At 63.7% G+C, this 295-nt stretch carries 1 protein-coding gene; it reads right to left on the reverse strand.

What is annotated here, in order from left to right:
- On the reverse strand, positions 1-295 hold a 295-nt coding region (locus tag A3722_RS16785), incomplete at both ends, for a sugar phosphate nucleotidyltransferase (RefSeq protein ID WP_269084704.1).

Consider the following 295-nt stretch of genomic DNA (forward strand, 5'->3'; position numbering starts at 1 on the left):
TTTCCAGCTCTCCGCGCGCCGAAGGGGTCAGCTTTGCCGCGCGCTGTGGTGCGGTGCCGTCGAGAAAGTAAAGACCGGTCACCGCATAGGGCGAAGGCGGCTGGCTGGGTTTCTCGATAATCTGCCGCACCTGCCCGTCTGCACCAAAATCCAGCACGCCATAGCGTTCAGGGTCGACGACCCGGTAGCCAAAGACAGTCCCCCCCTGCCCGCGTTCCGCCGCGCGTGGGAGACTTTCAGGCAGCCCATGTCCGAAGAAGATATTGTCGCCCAAGACCATCGCAGAAGGCGCCCC

The sequence above is a fragment of the Sulfitobacter sp. HI0027 genome, assembly GCF_001634775.1.
GTDB lineage: Bacteria > Pseudomonadota > Alphaproteobacteria > Rhodobacterales > Rhodobacteraceae > Sulfitobacter.